The sequence below is a fragment of the Kitasatospora sp. MAP5-34 genome (assembly GCF_029894335.1).
Taxonomy (GTDB): domain Bacteria; phylum Actinomycetota; class Actinomycetes; order Streptomycetales; family Streptomycetaceae; genus Kitasatospora.
In genome coordinates, this window is record NZ_JARXZC010000042.1 from 1 (window position 1) to 17592 (window position 17592).

Annotated in this window: 19 protein-coding genes; 16 read left to right on the top strand and 3 right to left on the bottom strand. The window is 74.8% G+C overall.

Annotated features, from left to right (window positions below):
- Positions 1-68: 68 nt before the first annotated feature.
- Positions 69-245 (bottom strand): hypothetical protein, encoded by a 177-nt coding sequence (locus tag P3T29_RS27065; protein ID WP_280719269.1) that lies wholly within the window; start codon positions 243-245, stop codon positions 69-71.
- Between the two features lie 95 nt (positions 246-340).
- Positions 341-1003, bottom strand: coding sequence for a GNAT family N-acetyltransferase (locus P3T29_RS27070; RefSeq protein WP_280719270.1), 663 nt, complete (start codon positions 1001-1003; stop codon positions 341-343).
- Positions 1004-1816: 813 nt separating this feature from the next.
- On the opposite strand from P3T29_RS27070, the gene P3T29_RS27075 reads away from it, so the two are divergent.
- From P3T29_RS27075 to P3T29_RS27125, 11 genes are all read left to right on the top strand, one after another.
- Positions 1817-4015 (top strand): fatty acyl-AMP ligase, encoded by a 2199-nt coding sequence (locus P3T29_RS27075; protein ID WP_280719271.1) that lies wholly within the window; start codon positions 1817-1819, stop codon positions 4013-4015.
- Positions 4016-4066: 51 nt separating this feature from the next.
- A complete protein-coding gene (locus P3T29_RS27080) occupies positions 4067-6808 on the top strand; it encodes a hypothetical protein (protein WP_348532868.1) in 2742 nt (913 codons plus the stop codon).
- Positions 6809-6819: 11 nt separating this feature from the next.
- On the top strand, positions 6820-7131 hold the full coding sequence (locus P3T29_RS27085) for an acyl carrier protein (RefSeq protein WP_280719272.1): 312 nt from the start codon (positions 6820-6822) through the stop codon (positions 7129-7131).
- Positions 7128-7529: a hypothetical protein gene (locus tag P3T29_RS27090; RefSeq protein ID WP_280719273.1), complete on the top strand. Its 402-nt coding sequence runs from the start codon at positions 7128-7130 to the stop codon at positions 7527-7529. Before P3T29_RS27085 ends, P3T29_RS27090 begins: the two co-directional genes overlap by 4 nt.
- Positions 7529-8410 (top strand): 4'-phosphopantetheinyl transferase superfamily protein, encoded by an 882-nt coding sequence (locus tag P3T29_RS27095; protein WP_280719346.1) that lies wholly within the window; start codon positions 7529-7531, stop codon positions 8408-8410. Before P3T29_RS27090 ends, P3T29_RS27095 begins: the two co-directional genes overlap by 1 nt.
- Positions 8411-8868: 458 nt before the next feature.
- On the top strand, positions 8869-9696 hold the full coding sequence (locus tag P3T29_RS27100; protein ID WP_280719274.1) for an AfsR/SARP family transcriptional regulator: 828 nt from the start codon (positions 8869-8871) through the stop codon (positions 9694-9696).
- A 299-nt stretch (positions 9697-9995) separates the two neighbouring features.
- Positions 9996-10784 (top strand): thioesterase domain-containing protein, encoded by a 789-nt coding sequence (locus P3T29_RS27105; RefSeq protein WP_280719275.1) that lies wholly within the window; start codon positions 9996-9998, stop codon positions 10782-10784.
- Between the two features lie 21 nt (positions 10785-10805).
- Positions 10806-11630: an AfsR/SARP family transcriptional regulator gene (locus tag P3T29_RS27110; RefSeq protein WP_280719276.1), complete on the top strand. Its 825-nt coding sequence runs from the start codon at positions 10806-10808 to the stop codon at positions 11628-11630.
- 157 nt (positions 11631-11787) lie between these two features.
- On the top strand, positions 11788-12051 hold the full coding sequence (locus tag P3T29_RS27115; RefSeq protein ID WP_280719277.1) for an acyl carrier protein: 264 nt from the start codon (positions 11788-11790) through the stop codon (positions 12049-12051).
- Entirely contained in the window at positions 12051-12431 is a 381-nt protein-coding gene (locus tag P3T29_RS27120) for a SchA/CurD-like domain-containing protein (RefSeq protein ID WP_280719278.1), read from the top strand. The genes P3T29_RS27115 and P3T29_RS27120 overlap by 1 nt, the downstream gene beginning before the upstream one ends.
- A gap of 43 nt (positions 12432-12474) precedes the next feature.
- The gene (locus P3T29_RS27125) at positions 12475-12927 is read left to right on the top strand and encodes a DUF1772 domain-containing protein (RefSeq protein ID WP_280719279.1); all 453 of its coding nucleotides are present in this window, start codon (positions 12475-12477) and stop codon (positions 12925-12927) included.
- 77 nt (positions 12928-13004) lie between these two features.
- On the opposite strand, the gene P3T29_RS27130 is transcribed toward P3T29_RS27125, so the two are convergent.
- Positions 13005-13385 carry a SchA/CurD-like domain-containing protein gene (locus tag P3T29_RS27130; protein WP_280719280.1) on the bottom strand — a complete coding sequence of 127 codons (381 nt, stop codon included), beginning with the start codon at positions 13383-13385 and terminating at the stop codon, positions 13005-13007.
- 247 nt (positions 13386-13632) lie between these two features.
- Between P3T29_RS27130 and P3T29_RS27135 the strand changes: the two genes are divergently transcribed.
- The 5 genes from P3T29_RS27135 to P3T29_RS27155 all read left to right on the top strand — a co-directional run bounded on the left by P3T29_RS27135 (position 13633) and on the right by P3T29_RS27155 (position 17540).
- Positions 13633-13968 (top strand): TcmI family type II polyketide cyclase, encoded by a 336-nt coding sequence (locus P3T29_RS27135; RefSeq protein ID WP_280719281.1) that lies wholly within the window; start codon positions 13633-13635, stop codon positions 13966-13968.
- Positions 13969-14078: 110 nt separating this feature from the next.
- Positions 14079-14501: a cupin domain-containing protein gene (locus tag P3T29_RS27140; RefSeq protein ID WP_280719347.1), complete on the top strand. Its 423-nt coding sequence runs from the start codon at positions 14079-14081 to the stop codon at positions 14499-14501.
- Complete coding sequence (locus tag P3T29_RS27145) at positions 14498-15796, top strand: beta-ketoacyl-[acyl-carrier-protein] synthase family protein (RefSeq protein ID WP_280719282.1); 1299 nt, start codon at positions 14498-14500, stop codon at positions 15794-15796. Before P3T29_RS27140 ends, P3T29_RS27145 begins: the two co-directional genes overlap by 4 nt.
- 2 nt (positions 15797-15798) lie before the next feature.
- On the top strand, positions 15799-17019 hold the full coding sequence (locus P3T29_RS27150) for a ketosynthase chain-length factor (protein WP_280719283.1): 1221 nt from the start codon (positions 15799-15801) through the stop codon (positions 17017-17019).
- 56 nt (positions 17020-17075) lie between these two features.
- Positions 17076-17540 carry an SRPBCC family protein gene (locus P3T29_RS27155; RefSeq protein WP_280719284.1) on the top strand — a complete coding sequence of 155 codons (465 nt, stop codon included), beginning with the start codon at positions 17076-17078 and terminating at the stop codon, positions 17538-17540.
- Positions 17541-17592 lie beyond the last annotated feature (52 nt).

Here is a 17592-nt window from a genome sequence, read left to right on the forward strand (position 1 = left end):
TACTACTCCCCCGTCAGCTGGCAGCAGGCAGCCTGACTCGGGCTGATGTCCGGCCTGTTCGCGAAGCTTCAGGCCACTGCCAACGCGGCGTTGCGTCCCTCGTGCATCACCTGGAGGTTGGCCGCGAGCCGTCCCGGGTCCTGGCTGAGCCAGAGGCGGACGGCTGCGGGGTGTTCTCCGCCGCTGTGGTGGCCCCCCGCGGCCTGGGGCGGGGCGGGTGCGCCCTGGAGCCGGAACCCGCGCACCGGGTGGGACCGCGCTCCCACTCGTCCGGCGGGCGGCCCTCGGACGGGTCACGGGGAGCTGGGTCGTGTCTGCCAGGCCGAGCACCCGGACCGGGTCACGGGGAGTGGGTCGTGTCTGCCAGGCCTAGCAGGGGCAGACAGGCGCCGAGTCCCTCGACGCGGACGCCTGCCTGCTGGTGCTGTTCCCATCTGGCTCGGGAGAGCCGCAGCCGGTGCAGGACGGTGGCCCGGCCGCGCACGGTGAGGCGCTCGGTGCCGTCGGGCTCGTAGCCGAGCTTGCCGGACACCTTGAGCGATGACGGGTTGTCCGCGAAGGCGCCGGAGGTCGCCTCGGCTGCCCCCAGCCCCGCGAACGCCAGGTGGAGGACGGCCGTGCGCATCTCGGTGCCGAGGCCTCGTCCGTGGTGGCGAAGACCGAGCCAGGGGCCGGTGCCGACCTCGCGCAGGGTCGCGAAGTCGCGGGCGGCGATGGTCTGCTGACCGACGATCCGGCCGTGCTCGAAAACCGCGAGGTTCAGCGCCCAGTTGCCGGGGGTCCAGTCGCCGAGCCGGAGCCAGTGATGCTGAACGACCGAGCGTGCCCGTTCCCGGGGAGGCAGATCCGTCCAGGGGACAGAGAACGGCATGCGGTCCGGATCGTGGACGCCTTGCGCCGCGAGTTCGGCCAGTTCGGCCAGTTCCTTGTCCGAGGGCAGGCGCAGTTCCAGGCGCGGTGTAGTCAGCCGCAGTTCCAGCAGCGGCCAGTGGTCGGTCAGCATGAGTCAGTGTGCGGGGCCGACGGGACCGCGGTCACCCTGTTTTCGCCGCCGGGGGGCGCTGACCGGGTCGGGAGGTTTCCGTCTCCGGCCGCGCGGACGGGCACGCCGGACCCCGGTCGGCTCCCCGGCGGCTGCCCGTGAGGTGCGGCACTGGTGACCGGGTCCAGGGGTCCGGGCAGCGGTGTGCCGACCACGAGTACGACTGCGGGGACTGCGGTGTCCGGTCCTGAGTGGTTGTTGAGTGCGGGGTGGCACTCTGCGGTCCGGGCGTGCTGGCGTGCTGGCGTGCGGGTGGTCGGGTGGTCCGTTGGTGGTGTGTGTGGGTGTGGGGAGGGGAGTGCGGTGGTGTGGGGCAGGGGTTGGTTGTGGGGGGTTGGTGTGCGGCGGGTGGTGGGGGTTGTTGTCCGGTCGTTGGCGGTTCTGGGTGGTATGTACGGGATGGTTGCGCCGGTGCCTGCCGTTGAGGAGTTGCCGTGGTGTGCCGCGCCGGTGCCGCCGGGTGGCGGGGGCGGGGGCGGGGGCGGGGGTGGGGTGCGGGGGTTGCGGCCGCCCGGTCTGGCTCATCCGGAGCGGGTTCGTCCCGATGTTCCGTTGAGCGGGACGGAGTTGGCGTTCCAGGAGGAGCTCGCCGATCTGGAGTGGCTGTCCGGGTTGGAAGGCTGGTGAACGGTGTTGTGCCGCGTGGCGGGGGTTTCGAGCGGCGCTTGAGTGGTCGCACGCATGCTCGAGGTCGTGCACGGCCCCCAGCTGCGCCGCGATCCGCGGTGCGCAGTGCGGCAGCGGTGCTCCTGATCGTCAGTCGGACCAGACGTCATGGGGGTTGTGGTGGCCAGAGCTGCTGATTTCACCGGTCTGCTGCTTCAGCGCGGCGAGGAGCTGGTGGACCGTGAGGCTTTCCGTTTCGTCGGCGAGAGCGAATGCGAAAGCGGAAGCGAGGGCGGAAGCGGGAGTGGTGGTGGTGGGTTGGGGGGTGTGCCGGTCAGTTACGGGGAGCTGGACCGTTCGGCGAAGCGGATTGCCTCGTGGCTGCAGCAGGGCCGTCCGGTGGGCCAGCGGGTGGTGGTCTGCCACGGGGACAGTGCCGGTTTCCTGCCCGCTTTCATCGGCTGCCTCTACGCCGGGGCGGTTCCCGTGCCGGCGCCCGCGCCCGGTGGCTCGGGCCAGGCGGCGGTCCGTCTGGCGGGGATCCTGCGGGACAGTGCCGCCCGGTTCGTGCTGACCGATTCCGCCAACGGCCCGGCGGTGTCCCAGATCCTGGCTGCCGGGGGCCGTTCCCAGGTGCAGTGCCTGGCCACTGACCGGGCCGGGCTGGGCGACCCGGGTGCCTGGCGCCGCCCGGCCCCGCGCGGCGACGAACCGGTCTTCCTGCAGTACACCTCCGGCTCGGTCGGCGACCCCAAGGGCGTCGTCGTCACCCACGCCGGCCTGCTGGCCAACCAGTACGCCATCCAGCAGCTGCTGGGCACCGGCGCGCACTCGCGGATCGGCGGCTGGCTGCCGTTCCACCACGACATGGGACTGGTCGGGCAGCTGCTGCACCCGCTGTTCCTGGGCACCGGCGCCGTCGTCCTGGCGCCGGTGGCGTTCGCCAGACGCCCGGTCCGCTGGCTGCAGATGATCGGCCGGTACGGCGTCACCGTCTCCGGCGCCCCCAACTTCGCCTACGACCTGTGCGTGCGGCGGGTCACCGACGCGCAGCTGGAGGAACTGGACCTGACGGGCTGGGAGACGGCCGTCAGCGGCGCCGAACCGGTCCGGGCCGCCACCGTCCAGGCGTTCACGGACCGTTTCGCCCGGGCCGGGCTGCGCCCGGGGGCGCTGCGCTGCGGCTACGGGATGGCCGAGGCGACCCTGGTGGTGGCGGCGGGCCCGGCCGGGCGGTGCACCGTGGACGCGGCGGCGCTGGCCCGCAACCGGGTGGCGCCGGCCCGTCCGGGCCGGCCGTCGCGCACGTTCGTGCCTGCGGGCCCGGTGGCCGGCGGGCTCCAGGTGCTGATCGTGGACCCCGAGAGCCTGCGCCCGGCCGCTCCCGGGCGCGTCGGCGAGATCTGGGTGCGTGGCACCGGTGTGGCCCGGGGCTACTGGAACCGGGCACTGGACAGCGCCGGGACCTTCCACGCCCACCCCGCCCCGCCGGCCCACCCCGCCCCGCCCGCCCGCGCGGCGCGGCCCGGCGGTGCCGGTGAACCCGGCGAACCCGGCGGGGCCGGGACGGACGGCCAGGCCGGGAAGGACGGGGGGGCGGTGCCGCCCGGCGGGCCCGGGATGGGGTCCGGGACGGGGTCCGGGACGGGGGCCGGCGGTGCCGGTGAACCCGGCGAACCCGGCGAACCCGGCGAACCCGGCGGGGCCGGGACGGACGGCCAGGCCGGGACGGACGGGGAAGCGGTGCCGCCCGGCGAACCCGGCGGGGCCGGGACGGACGGCCAGGCCGGGACGGACGGGGAAGCGGTGCCGCCCGGCGGGCCCGGGCCCGGGACGGGGTCCGGGTCCGGGATGGGGTCGGGGTCGGGGTCGGGGTCCGGGTCGGGTGGTTATCTGCGGACCGGGGATCTCGGGTTCCTCACCGAGGACGGGCTCGTGGTGGTCGGCCGGCTGAAGGAGCTGCTGATCGTGGCCGGCCGCAACCTCCATCCGCAGGATGTCGAGCAGCAGTTGCAGAAGATCAGTGTGCTGTTCGGTTCGGCGGCGGCGTTCTCGGTCGAGGCGGACCGCGACCAGGTCGTCGTGGTCCAGGAGGTCCGTACCACCGGGCGCGACACCGACGCCGAGTTCCCGGTCCTGGTCAGTGCCATCCAGGCGTGCGTGGCCAGGGAGTTCGACGTCGCGGCGGAGAACGTGCTGCTGGTGCGGCCCGGCACCGTGCGGCGTACCACCAGCGGCAAACTGCGGCGCACCGCGCTGCGGCAGCTGTTCCTGGCCGGCCGGATCCAGCCGCTGCACGCGGTGGTCAGCACGGAGATCCGCCGGCTCGTCAAGACCCCGGCGGGCGAACCCGCCCCGGCGCACTGAGGCCCCCCCTTTTCTGAGCACCGCGGGGCCCGAAGCAGGTGGAGGTGGACGGTGCAGGACTTCAGCAGCCCGGCAGGCCCGGCCCCGGCGGCCCCGGCAGGCCCGGCGGCCCCGGCAGGCCCGGCGGCCCCGGCAGGCCCGGCGGCCCCGGCAGGCCCGGCAGGCCCGGCGGGCCCGGCGCTGGCAGGCCCGGCAGGCCCGGCGCCGGCGGGTCTGGCGGGCCCGGTGTGGCCGTGGGGGCCGGGCGGCGCGGAGGCCGAGGTCCGCCGGCGTGTCGCCGAACTGGAGCATCTGTTCGGCGATCCCGCCGACCCCGCCAACCCGCTGGGCAGCGCACGCTTCCTGGCCGCCGACACCCGCCGCGAGCCGCTGGCCGCCGCCGAACAGCTCCTGGACCGGTTCGGCCTGAACGCGGAGTTCGTCCCCCGCGCACTCGGCGGCCGCCTCGACCAACTCGACACCCTGGCCCGGGTGGTACGCGCGGTCTTCCGCCACGACGCGGCGCTGGGCCTGGGACACGGCATCACCAACTTCCTCGCCGCCGTCGTCCTGTGGGCCGCCGGCACCCCCGCGCAGCAGACCGCCGCCGCCCGGCTGCTCCTGGGCGGCGGCGCGCTGGCCGCCGCGTACCCGGAACTGGCCTCCGGCAGCGACTTCCTGTCCAACGGCTTCACCGCCACCGCCACCGCCACCGCCACCGCCACCACCGCCACCGCCACCGCCGCCGCCGCCGGGCACGGCACGGACGCGGACGCGGACGGGGACGGGGACGGGGACGGGCACGGTACGGACGGGGACGGTACGGACGGTACGGGTGTCTTCCTGCTCAGCGGCCGCAAGGAGGCGTTCAACAACGCCTCCCGGGCCGGCGCGCTGGTCCTCTTCGCCCGCACCGGGCACGGACGGCACAGCCACTCCGTGCTGCTGGTCCGGCCGGCCGCCCTGCCCGCCGAGCGGATCCATGCCCTGCCCAGGCACCGCACCCTGGGCGTACGCGGCTGCCTGGTCACCGGGATCGCCTTCGACGACTGCCCCGTCCCGGCCGGCGCCCTGGTCGGGGAGCGCGGACAGGGCCTGGAACTGGCCCTGAAGGTCTTCCCGGTGATCCGCGCCGTCGGCCCGTCCACGGCCCTGGGATGCGCGGACACCGCGCTGCGCACCGCCGTCGCCTGCGTCCTGGACCGCACCGGGCCGCCCGCCGCCGACCTGTCCGCTGCCGTGCCGTCCGCCGCCGACCTGTCCGCTGCCGTGCCGTCCGCCGCCGACCTGTCCGCCGCCGACCTGCCCGCCGCGCCGCCTGCCGCCGACCTGTCCGCCGCCGACCTGCCCGCCGCGCCGCCTGCCGCCGACCTGCCCGCCGCCGGGCCGTCCGCTGCCGTGCCGTCCGCCGCCGACCTGCCCGCCGCCGGGCCGTCCGCTGCCGTGCCGCCCGCCGCTGCCGTGCCGTCCGCTGCCGGGCCGTCCGCTGCCGTGCCGTCCGCTGCCGTGCCGCCCGCTGCTGCCGGGCCGTCCGCTGCCGACCTGCCCGCCGCGCCGCCTGCCGCCGTGCCCGCTGCCGGGCCGCCCGCCGCGCCGCCTGCCGCCGACCTGTCCGCTGCCGTGCCGTCCGCCGGGCCGCCCGCCGACCTGTCCGCCGCCGTGCCGTCCGCTGCCGGGCCGGCGGTCGTGCGGGCGGACGGGGACCCAGGCGGCGTGCCGCGTGCCTCGCACGCCCGCGCCACCCTGGCCGGCGCCTTCGTCGACCTGCTGCTGTGCGACTGCCTGGCGCTGGTGGCGACCCGGGCCGTGCACCTGGTGCCCGCCGACTCCGGGCTCTACGCGGCCGCGTCGAAGTACCTGCTGCCGCAGCTGCTGACCGAGACGTCCTACGAACTGTCCACCCTGCTGGGCGCCCAGTTCCACACCGGCTCCGGCGCGTACGGGGCGTTCCGCAAGAACGTCCGCGACCTGCCGATGATCGGCCTGGGCGCGGCCGGCACGGCCGCGTGCCGCGCCACCGTGGTACCGCAGCTGCCCCGCCTGGCCCGGGACTGCTGGCTCACCCCCGCCGCCGCCCCGCCGCCCGCCGCCCTCTTCGCCCTCGACGCCGGGGGCCTGCCCCCGCTGGACCTGGCCCGCCTCACCCCGGCCGCCACCGCCGACCCCCTGATGGCCTCCCTCACCCACCCCGCCCCCCCGCCGGGCCGGCCCGAACCACGCGAGGTCACCGAACTCGGCGGCCGGCTGCTCGCGGAACTGGCCCGGCTGCGGGACGGCTGCGCGGCCCTGGACGCGGGAGGCCGGCCCGCGCTCGCCGACCCGCGCGCCCACGCCCTGGCCGACCGCTACGCCCTGGTCCTGGCGGGCGCCGCGTGCCTGGGCGTCTGGCGGGCCCAGCAGCCGCGCCCCGGCGCCTTCCTGGCCTCCGCCGGCTGGCTGGTCGCGGCCCTCACCCGCCTCCTGCGCAGACTCGGCGGCCCCGCGCCCGGCCCCGACACCCACCAGGACGGGCAGGACGGGCCGCTGCTCGCCGAGGTACTGGCCAGATACCGGACCCGCCGCAGTTTCGACCTGTACGACACACCACTGCACGGCACACCGCCGGCCGGCGCACCGCTGCACGACGCACCGCCGGCCGGCGCACCGCTGCACGGCGCACCGCTGCACGGCGCACCGCTGTACGACGCACCGCTGTACGGCGCACCGCTGTACGGCGCACCGCTGTACGACGCACCGCTGCACGACGCACCGCTGCACGGCACACCGCCGGCCGGCGCACCGGCCACGCCCGCCGAGGAAGGGAACCGTCGATGAGGAGAGAGGCCGTGGACCGGTCGGAGCTGGTGATCACGTCGCTGGACGGGACCGAGTACGAACTGCTGGGCTGGCTGACGGCCTGCCTGGGGCGGCAGCTGCCGCACCGCACCCGGCGCGTCGACATCGACGTGCCGCTCGCCGAGTACGGCGTCGACTCGGTGGTGGCGCTCGGCCTGTACGGCGAGATCGAGGACGCGTTCGGCCTCCGCCTGGACCCCGGCGTGGTGTTCGAACACCCCACCGTGCACCGCCTCGCCCGGTGCCTGGCCCTGCGCGCGGCCGGCCGCCCCGCCGGCCGCGGCACGGGGGCGGGCTCATGACCACCGCCGCCGCGGACACCGGTACGGACACCGGTACGGACACCGCCGAGGACATCGGTACGGACACCGCCGCGGACATTGCCGTGGACACCGGTAGGGACACCGGGGTGACCGCCGGGCGGCTGTGCGCGGTGATCCTGGCGATGGACGACGTCACCCCGGACCTGCTGTCCGGCGGCCCGGGGGAGACGGGCGGGGGCGGACTCGACCGGGACCTGCAGTTCGGGGACGACCTCGGATTCGACTCGGTGATGCTCATGCAGCTCAAGTACGGCCTGGAGAAAGGGTTCCCCGAACTCGGCGCGCTCTGCCTGCCGGAGCTGCTCCCGAGCCTTGCCACCGTCGGGACGCTCATCGACTACCTGAGCCGGCGGCTCGCCCCTGCGGGGCGGGCGTGATGCCCTTCTCCGGGCGGGACCCGGCGCCCGGACCGGGCCGGGGCGCCGGGCGCGGGGCGGGGCCCGCGCCGGTCCAGGTCGCCGGGCCCGGCGGCCCGTGGGGCCCGGTCCGCGACCAGGTGGCCCGGCACGGCAGCGCACTGGTGCACGCCCGGCTGGCGGACTGGCTGCCCGGCGACCTGGCCGACCCGGCGCTGCCGGCCCTGCTGGGACCCGACCGGCTCAGGTTCGACCGGATGCGCCACCCGCAGGTCCGGGCCCGGTTCGCCGCGTCCCGGCTGATGCTCAAACACACCGCCTGCGCGGTGATCGGCGAGGAACCCCAGGCCCTCGAACTGGCCTACAAGCTGGGCGGCCGCCCCTACCTGCGCGGCTACGAACAGCTGGACATCAGCCTCAGCCACACCGCCGACGTGCTGGTGGTCGGCCTGACCCGGCGCGGCTGGATCGGCGTCGACGCCGAACTGATGGACCGTCAGATGCTGGGCCGGGGCACCGAACCGCAGATGTGCACCCCCTACGAACGCACCGCCCTGGAACGGGTCCCCGAAGACCGGCGCAACAGCGCCCTGGTACGGCTGTGGACGCTCAAGGAGGCCTACAGCAAGGCCATCGGCCAGGGCATGCGATTCCGCTTCACCGAGTTCGGCTTCGGCCCCCAGGACCGCCAGGCCCACCACGTGCAGCTGCCCGACGGCTCCCCGGCCACCGGCCGCGAGTGGACCTTCCACACCTGGCGGCTCCAGCACCGCTACACCGTCAGCATGGCCCTCTACGACGCCGGGTTCGGCCAGACCGGCGACGGCGCGGGCGCCCTGAACGTGGACGGGCAGCTGCTCGCCGCCCTCACCGGCGGAGCCGGCGCCCACCCCCCGCACTGACACCGCACCGACGCACCGCACCGACGCACCGTCGGATACCGCCGGGGCCACGGGCGCCGGGCGCACACCTCCCCAGGTGACGCCCGGCGCCCGGCACACGACCCCGCGAGACACCACCTTCCCGGACGGCATCCCGCCAGCCGGCACGGGCGCCGGGGCGCACCCCCTCAGACGCACCCCCGGAGCGCACGCCCGCCGCCCCCGGCGCGGACCGGCGCGGACCGGACGGTGCCCGCCCCACCACGCCGTCCCCGCCATGATGCGCCCGCCGCCCGCCGTCCGCCCAGTGCGCGGCTCACCCCCCAGGCAATGAATTCCTCACACCCGCCCCGGGTGCGTAACTCCTGTCCGTTTCCTGAAGATCTCACTGTCCCGGGCCGGACCCGACATGACACGATCCGGAGCTACCGCTTGCAAACCGCAAGGCCGGCAGCTCGCCCAGAAACGGGGGAATCCACATGGACGTTCAGGTTCTGGGCCCACTGGCCGCCGCCGCCTCGGGCACCTCCATCGTCCCCACCGCCACCAAACCACGGCAGATCCTCGCGCTGCTGGCCCTCAACGCGGGCCGCATCGTCTCCGTGCCGCAGCTGATGGAGGAACTCTGGGGGACGGAACTGCCCCGCAGCGCCGCCACCACCCTGCAGACCTACATCCTCCAACTGCGCCGCAACCTGCGCACCGCCCTGCGCGCCAGCCCGCCCGGCACCGCCGAACAGGTCCTCGCCACCCGCCACGGCGGCTACGTCCTCGCACTGGAACCGGCGATGGTGGACGCCGACGAGTTCGACCGCCTGGCCGTCCTGGGCTACGCGGCCTACGGCGCCGGCGACATGACCGCCGCCTCCGCGCTGCTGGGCTCGGCCCTGGCCAAATGGCGCGGCCCGGTCCTGGTGGACGTCCGCCACGGCCACCACCTCAGCATCGAGGTCACCCGCCTGGAGGAGTCCAGGATCGGCGTCCTGGAACGCCGGGTACGGGCCGACCTGCGCCTTGGCCGCCACCACGAACTGATCGGGGAACTGTCCGCGCTGACCGGCCACCACCCGCTGGACGAAAGCCTGCACGCCCACCTCATCGTCGCCCTCTACCGCTGCGGCCGTGCCCCGAGGGCCCTCGCGGTCTACCAGAAACTGCGCGACACCCTGGTCGACGAACTCGGCCTCGAACCGTCCGGCCAGCTCCAGCGCCTCCAACGCGCCATCCTGTGCGGGGACCAGGTCCGCGACTACGGCCTGGAGGGCGCCGGCCTCCCGCTGCTGCGCCAGCCCCGCCTGGTCGGCTGACCACCCCGCTGCTGCGCCAGCCCCGCCTGGTCGGCTGACCACCCCGCCGCCCCGCCCGCCGCCCCGCCTAGTCGGCTGACCACCCCGCTGCTGCGCCAGCCCCGCCTGGTCGGCTGACCACCCCGCCCCGCCCGCCGCGCCCCGCGCCCCGCCCGCCGCTCCGCCCCCTGCCCCGCCCCGCCCGGCTGCCACCCGCCGGGCGGGGCGCTCCAGTTCACATCCACCGGTCTTCCAGGGTCTGCGCCCACCATCGTCTGGCACTGCCGCACGGGCAGCCGCCGACGGGCGAAGGAGGCCGAGTGAACCAGTACCTCGCAGCCCAGCCGAGAGCCGGGGCGCCGCTGAGGCTCCTCTGCTTCCACCACGCCGGGGCCGGCGCCATGACGTTCGCCGGCTGGGGCGCAAGGACCGGACCGCAGGTGTCCGTGGTGCCGGTCAGGCTGCCGGGACGCGAGACCCGCCTCGGCGAGACCCGGATCACCGACACCGCCCGGCTCTTCACCGAACTGGACGAACACCTGGGCCCGATGCTCGACCAGGGCCCCTACGCCTTCTACGGCCACAGCCTGGGCGCCCTGGTCGCCAGCCGCTTCGCCGAACACCGGATCAGCTCGGGAAACCGCCCCCCCGCCGGGGTCGTCGTCGGCGCCTGCATGCCCCCCCACCTGCCCAACCCGCTCATCGCAGCCCACGACCTCGGCGACGCGGACCTGCTCGCCCACCTCACCGCGCTCGGCGGCGTCCCCGCGGAACTGCTCGCCCGCCCCGCCTGGCTGCGCGCCATGCTGGCGACCACCCGCGCCGACCTGACCCTTGGCCGGTTCCTGCGCGAGGGCGCCCGCCGGCCGCTGTCCTGCCCGCTGTGGGCGTTCGCCGGCAGCCGCGACAAGATCGCCACCCCCGCCGCCGTCGCCGAATGGGAACGCTGGACCACCGCGTCCTTCCGCTTCCACACCCTGGACGGCGGCCACTTCTTCGTCCGCGACGCCGAACTGCCGCGCCTGCTGGGCGAACTGCTCACCCCGGTGGCACCGGCCGCCGCCGCCCAGACCCCGCCCGGCCCTGCCCCCGCCCCCCGGCGGACCTGAACCCCGAAGGGAGAAAAACACATGGATATCGGTGTGCTCGGCCCGCTGCGGGTCGACCAGTCGGGGGTGTCGGTCGTCCCCACGGCCGGCAAGCCCCGCAAGGTGCTCGCCCTGCTGGCCTGCCGCGCGGACCGGCTGGTCTCGGTGGACTCCCTGATCGAGGAGGTCTGGGGCGAACACCCCCCGCGCAGCGTCCAGACCACCCTGCAGACCTACGTCCTCCAACTGCGCGGCCACATCGCCACCGCCTTGGCCGGCGCCCGCTACGCCGACCTGCCGCTCGGCTCCAAGAGCGTCCTGGTCACCGAACCTGGCGGCTACCTGCTCGACACCCAGGGCGGCTCCACCGACAGCGCCGAGTTCGACCGCCTGTCCAGGCGCGGCCACCGCGCGATGGAGGCCGGGGACTGCGCCGGCGCCTCCGACACCTTCCGCCAGGCACTCGCGATGTGGCGCGGCCCCGCCCTGGTCGACGTCGCCTGCGGACCCCTGCTGGAAGCCGAGGCCAGGTGCCTGGGGGAGTCCCGCCTGAGCATCCTGGGCCGCCGCATCGAAGCCGACCTGCGCCTTGGACGCCACCACGAACTCGTCGGCGAACTGGCCGGCCTGTCCGCCCAGTACCCCCTCCACGAAGGCCTGCAGGCCCAGCTGATGATCGCCCTCTACCGGTCGGGACGCCGCAGCACCGCCCTGGAGACCTACCAGCGGCTGCGCACCGTCCTCAGCCTCGAACTGGGCCTGGACCCCTCCCCGGAACTGCGCGCCCTGCAGAGCGCCGTCCTGGAGGCCGACCCCTGGCTCGACCTGGCGGCCACCGCCCCCGGCCGCCCCCTGTCGTCCATCTGACCCGCCACCCGGCGGCCCGTCACCCGGCGGCCCGTCACCCGGCGGCCCGTCACCCGGCGGCCCGTCACCCGGCGGCCCGTCACCCGGCGATCCGTCACATGACCACCCGGCCATCTGCACCGTCACGATTCCCACACCAGGAGAGGCAGAAAACGCGATGAGCGAGTTCACTCTGGGCGAGCTGACCGACAAGCTGCGCGAGTGCGCCGGCGAGGCCGAAGGCCACGACCCGGACACCGAGGACGTCTCCGACATCCTCTTCTTCGACCTCGGCTACGACTCCCTGGCGCTGCTCCAGGTCACCGGGGTCCTCAAGCGCGAGCGCGGCGTCCAGCTCCCGGACGACGAGGTGATCGGCGTCCAGACCCCCCGGGCGCTGCTCGAGTTGATCAACAACAGCCTCGCCGTGCGGGCCGCCTGATGCCGTACGCAGCGATCACCTACCGCATCAAGCCCGGCCACGAGGACGAGATCGCCGGGATCTTCGCCGCCTTCCAGCGCGTCGACACCCCCGACTTCGCCGCGCCCTCCGGCGCGCCGGCCGGACGGCTGCTGGGCACCGGCGTCTTCGTCAAGGACGACGTCCTGGTCCGCGTCATCCACTACGAGGGCGACTTCGCGGCCGTCGGCCGGCACATGGCGGCCCAGACCGGTGTCCACGTCCTGGAGGAGAAACTCGCCCCCTACCTCGCCGAGCAGCGCGACACCACCAGCGCCCAGGGCTTCGCGGCGTACTTCCGCGACGCCCTGATGCGGTCGGTGTCCCAGCTGACCGTGGACACCCACCCGACCCGGCTCTGACCGCCCCGACGAAAGGCCCCACGACGATGAGAGGCGCAACGCCATGACGACGGCACCGGGCGTCATCGCGCTGCTCGGCAGCGGGATCACCGCCGGGGTGCTGTTCGCGGTCGCGCTGAGCGTGCTGCCCGCGCTCTTCGCGATGCCCGCCACCACCTACGTCTACGCCCACCAACTGCTCGGCCGCAACTGGGACCCGACCATGCCGGCCGTCGTCCTCACCTCCACCCTCGCCGACACCCTGTGGGCGGTCTCCGCCGGCGGCCCGGTCAGGGCGCTGGCGGCTGCGGCGGCGGTGCTGCTGCTGGGCGTCTCGGCGGTGTCCCACCTGGCCAACGTGCCGATCAACCGCCGGGTCAAGGCGGTGACGGACCCCGGCGAGCTCCCGGCCGGCTGGACGGACCCGCGTCCGCTCTGGCGCCGCTGGCACCTGCTGCGGACCGCACTGGCGGCGGCCGCCCTGCTGCTCAACAGCCTGGCGGCCACCTGGAACTGACGCACCATCACACATACGCCCAGGGCCCGGGCCCGGCCCCCTCGCGGGGCCGGGCCCGGGCCCTGGGCGCGCACCGGTCAGGGGGCGGGGGGCGCGTCGCGCACCGAGATCTGCGCGACGGTCCGCAGCAGGCTGCGCCGGAACGTCGCCACGAAGCCCTCCACCGTGTCGGTGTCGCGCGGCCGGCTCAGGTAGGGCTTCAGCTTCCGCTCCACCTCGCGCACGCCGGGCTGGGCGGCCATGTGCCGGGCCACCGCGTCCAGGTCGCCCTGGTACTCGATGACCCGCACCAGGGTGTCGTCCCGGATGAACACGGCCGTCGCCAGGATCTGCCCGGCCTCCTGGCCGGAGCTGTCGGTGACCCTGTCGGACCTGACCCGGCGGAACCCGCTGAAGATCTCCGAGAGTTCCGCCTCGAAGCCCGGCTTGATGTCGTAGGTGATGGCGGCAAACGCCATGGTCGCTCCTCCTCGCCCGCGGCGGCCGCCGCGGGCCGCTGCTGGGACGGGACGGCTGGTGGCAGCCATGCCAGCACCGCCGCCTCGGATCCCCCTCAAGCCCCCCTCCCCGACCGGTAGTTGAAGCCACCGGCCTGCCTGCCGGGCCGGGCGCCGGGTCTGGATCCGCTCTTGAGCCGGTCTCCAGGCCACGCTGGAACAGTCCCCCTGTCGATGTCAGCACCCCTAACCCAGCAGGAGGCCAGCAGTGCACCGAACCCTCATCGTGGCCAAGTTGCAGCCAGGAAAGGCCGAGGACATCGCGGGCATCTTCGGCGATTCCGACGCGACCGACCTGCCCCACCTGGTCGGTGTCTCCCGGCGCACCCTGTTCCAGTTCCACGACCTCTACTTCCACCTGGTCGAGGCCGACCAGGACATCTCGCCCAACCTCTACCGGGCCCGCAGCCACCCGCTCTACGAGGACATCAACACCCGCCTCGCGGCCTGCGTGAACCCCTACGACCCGAACTGGAAGGAACCCAAGGACGCCATGGCGAGCCCCTTCTACGTGTGGACCAAGGACGAGGGGCGGATCCAGTGACCTCCGACACCACCACCGCCAGCAGCACCACCCCCGCCGCCCGCGCCACCACCGGCACCACCACCGGCAGCGCCACCGGCAGCGGTGCCGCCGGCGCCGGCGCGAGCACCATCACCCGCACCGTCAAGGTCACCGCGGGCGAGGTGGAGGCCAACGTCAAGCGCGGCGGCGACATCCGGGTCACCCTCAGCCCCAGGACCGTGGGCTGCAGCTCCGGGTTCGGCGGCGTGATGGACCTGCTGCCCGGCGACCACATCACCGAGCACTACCACCCCTTCTCCGAGGAGTTCCTGCACGTCGTCACCGGCGAACTGCAGATGACCCTGGACGGCCAGCCCGTGCGCCTGACCGCCGGCGACTCGCTGCTGGTCCCCATCGGGGTCCGCCACCGCCTGGTCAACACCGGCACCGTGACCGCCCACTGCGCCTTCCACCTCTCCCCGCTCGCCCCCCGCCCGGAGCTCGGGCACGTCGACACCGAACCGGCCCAACGCCCGGGCGCCGCCGACCCGCAGGTAGGCGGCACGCCATGACCACCCCCGCCGCAGGCCACCCGCGCCGCGCCGTCATCACCGGCATCGGCGTGGTCGCCCCCGGCGGGGTCGGCCGCGAGGCCTTCTGGCAGCTCCTCACCGAAGGCCGCACCGCGACCCGCCGGCTCAGCCTCTTCGACCCCGCCAAGTTCCGCTCCCAGGTCGCCGCCGAGGTCGACTTCGACCCCGCCGCCGCCGGCCTCGCCCCGCGCGAGATCCGCCGGATGGACCGCGCCGCGCAGTTCGCCGTCGTCTCCGCCCGCGAAGCCATCGCCGACAGCGGCCTGGACCTTTCCGCCGTCGCCCCCGAGCGGATCGCGGTCGGCCTCGGCAGCGCGGTCGGCTGCACCATGGGCCTGGAGGAGGAGTACACCGTCCTCAGCGACAACGGCCGCAACTGGCTGCTCGACCACAGCTACGGCGTCCCGCACCTCTACGGCTACATGGTGCCCTCCACCCTGGCCGTCGAGGTCGCCTGGGCCGCCGGCGCCGAAGGCCCGGTCTCGCTGATCTCCACCGGCTGCACCTCGGGCATCGACGCCGTCGCCCACGCCGTCCAGCTCATCGAGGAGGGCAGCGCCGACGTCGCGCTCGCCGGCGCCACCGACGCCCCGATCTCCCCGATCAGCGCGGCCTGCTTCGACGCGATCCGCGCCACCACCGCCAGCAACGACGACCCCGCCCACGCCTCCCGCCCCTTCGACCGCGACCGGGCCGGCTTCGTCCTCGGCGAAGGCTCCGCCGTCCTGGTCCTGGAAGAACTCGGCGCAGCCCGGGCCCGCGGCGCCCACGTCTACGGCGAGATCGTCGGCAGCGCCGGGCGCAGCAACGCCCACCACATGACCGGCCTCAAACCCGACGGCCGCGAAATGGCCGAAGCCATCACCGTCGCCCTGACCCAGGCCCGCCTGGACCCCACCGCCGTCAGCTACATCAACGCCCACGGCTCCGGCACCAAACAGAACGACCGGCACGAGACCGCCGCGTTCAAACGAAGCCTGGGCACCCACGCCTACGACATCCCCGTCAGCTCCATCAAATCCATGATCGGCCACTCGCTGGGCGCCATCGGCTCCATCGAGGTCGCGGCCTGCGCCCTGGCCCTGGACCGCCAGGTCGTACCGCCCACCGCGAACCTGCACAACCCCGACCCGCACTGCGACCTGGACTACGTGCCGCTCACCGCCCGTGACCACCGCACCGACGTGGTGCTCACCGTCGGCAGCGGCTTCGGCGGATTCCAGAGCGCCATGGTCCTGGCCCGGCCCGGTGTGGTCGCCCACCCGAGGAGTTGATCATGCCGACCGACGACAGCGCCCCGGTGATCACCGGGATCGGCATCACCGCCCCCACCGGCATCGGCGCCGAAGCGCACTGGGCCGCCGTCCTGGCCGGCAAGACCGGCATCGACCGGATCACCCGCTTCGACCCCACCCCCTACCCCGTCCGCCACGCCGGCCAGGTCCCCGGCTTCAGCGCCGAGGAACGCGTCCCCAGCCGCCTCATCCAGCAGACCGACCACTGGACCCACCTCGCGCTCGCCGCCTCGGATGCCGCCCTCGCCGACGCCGGCGTCGACCCCGCCGGCCTGCCCGAGTACGAGATGGCCGTCGTCACCTCCAGCTCGTCGGGCGGCACCGAATTCGGCCAGCACGAGATGGAAGCCCTCTACCAGCACGAACCCGACTGGGTCGGCGCCTACCAGTCCGTCGCCTGGTTCTACGCCGCCACCACCGGCCAGCTCTCCATCCGCCACAAGATGCGCGGCCCCTGCGGCGTCCTGTGCGGCGAACAGGCAGGCGGCCTGGACGCCATCGGACAGGCCGGCCGGCTCACCCGGCGCGGCGCCCGCCTCGTCCTGACCGGCGGCACCGACGCCTCCCTGTGCCCGTACGGGCTCACCGCCCAGATCGCCACCGGCCTGCTGTCCACCGCCGCCGACCCCGCCCGCGCCTACCTGCCCTTCGACCGCGACGCGTCCGGCTACCTGCCCGGCGAAGGCGGCGCCATCCTCGTCATGGAGAGCGCGCCCGCCGCCGCCCGCCGCGGCGCGCGCCCCTACGGACGGGTCCTCGGCTACGCCGCCGGCTTCGACCCCGCCCCCGGCAGCGGCCGGCCCCGCGCCCTGCACCGCACCGCCGCCCAGGCCCTCGCCCAGGCCCGCCTGGCCCCCGCCGACATCGACGTCGTCTTCGCCGACGGCGCCGGCCTGCCCGCCGACGACCTCGCCGAAGCCCACGCCATCAGCGCCCTCTTCGGCCCGCGCGGCGTCCCCGTCACCGTCCCCAAGACCCTCACCGGCCGCCTCTACGGCGGCGGCGCCCCCCTGGACGTCGCCACCGCCCTGCTCGCCCTGCGCGACGGCCTCATCCCGCACACCGCCGGCACCACCCGCCTGGCCCCGGGCGTCGACCTCGACCTGGTCACCGACCAGCCCCGCCCCAGGGACCTGCGCCGCGCCCTGGTCCTGGCCCGCGGCCACGGCGGATTCAACTCCGCACTCGTCCTCGGACGCTGACACCCCGCCCCGGCCCCGGCCGGGCCGCGCACCGAACCAGGAAGGACACCGCCGCCATGGCAGGCCACACCGACAACTCGATCGTCATCGACGCCCCCCTGGACACCGTCTGGGACATCACCAACGACCTCGAGAACTGGCCCGACCTGTTCAGCGAGTACGCCGCCGTCGAGGTCCTGGAACGCGACGGCGCCACCGTCACCTTCCGCCTCACCATGCACCCCGACGACAACGGCACCGTCTGGAGCTGGGTCTCGCGCCGCACCCCCGACCCGCTCACCCGCACCGTGCGGGCCCACCGCGTGGAGACCGGCCCCTTCGAATACATGAACATCCACTGGCAGTACACCCCCGAAACCGGCGGCGGCATCCGGATGCGCTGGATCCAGGACTTCCACATGAAGCCCCAGGCCCCCGTCGACGACGACGCGATGACCGGCCACCTCAACCGCAACACCACCGTCCAGATGCAGCTCATCAAGGACAAGGTCGAAGCCGCCGCCCGCACCGCCGCCGTCTGACCACCCCCCCACCCCCCCAGCCGCCGCCCACGCCCACGCCCACGGAGGAAAC